Source organism: Pseudomonas sp. EA_65y_Pfl1_P113, from assembly GCF_963970525.1.
GTDB classification, from domain to species: Bacteria; Pseudomonadota; Gammaproteobacteria; order Pseudomonadales; family Pseudomonadaceae; genus Aquipseudomonas; species Aquipseudomonas tritici.
The window spans coordinates 1-523 of the sequence record NZ_CAXAQM010000357.1 but is presented as its reverse complement, the minus strand read 5'-3'; the positions used below and the strand labels follow the sequence as shown (position 1 = coordinate 523).

Annotated in this window: 1 protein-coding gene; it reads left to right on the top strand. The window is 63.1% G+C overall.

Translation table 11 applies throughout. The features are described from left to right. Positions 1 to 33 precede the first annotated feature (33 nt). The coding region (locus AACY52_RS30030; RefSeq protein WP_339561335.1) for a recombinase family protein at positions 34 to 523 on the top strand (490 nt) is incomplete at its 3' end.

Here is a 523-nt window from a genome sequence, read left to right as displayed (position 1 = left end):
GTCCACAGAACGACCGTTTGGGAGACATGATCGATGACCGGTATTTTGGGATATGCCCGCGTCAGTACCGGAGATCAGGATGTCACCGGGCAGCGGCTGCGGCTCGAACAGGCTGGCGCGATCCGAGTGTACACTGACGTGATGTCGGGCAAGAGCATGGATCGGCCGGGGCTGGCCGAGCTGCTGGAATACGCGCGAAAGGGAGACACGCTGGCGATCGTCCGGCTCGACCGTCTCGGTCGCTCGCTGGGCGAATTGCTGACAACGGTACACATGCTGCGCGAGCGTGACATTGCGCTGCTCAGCCTGGAGGAGAAGATCGACACGTCGTCTGCGGCCGGCGAGCTGATCTTCCATGTTTTCGGGGCCATCGCGCATTTTGAGCGTCGGCTGATTTCCGAACGGACTCGCGATGGCATCGCTGCCGCGCGGGCGAAGGGGAAACGGCCGGGACGTCAGCCGCTTGACGCCGACAAGGTAAACGCGGCCCTCAAACTTATCGCGGCAAGCGTGTCGCCAGCCG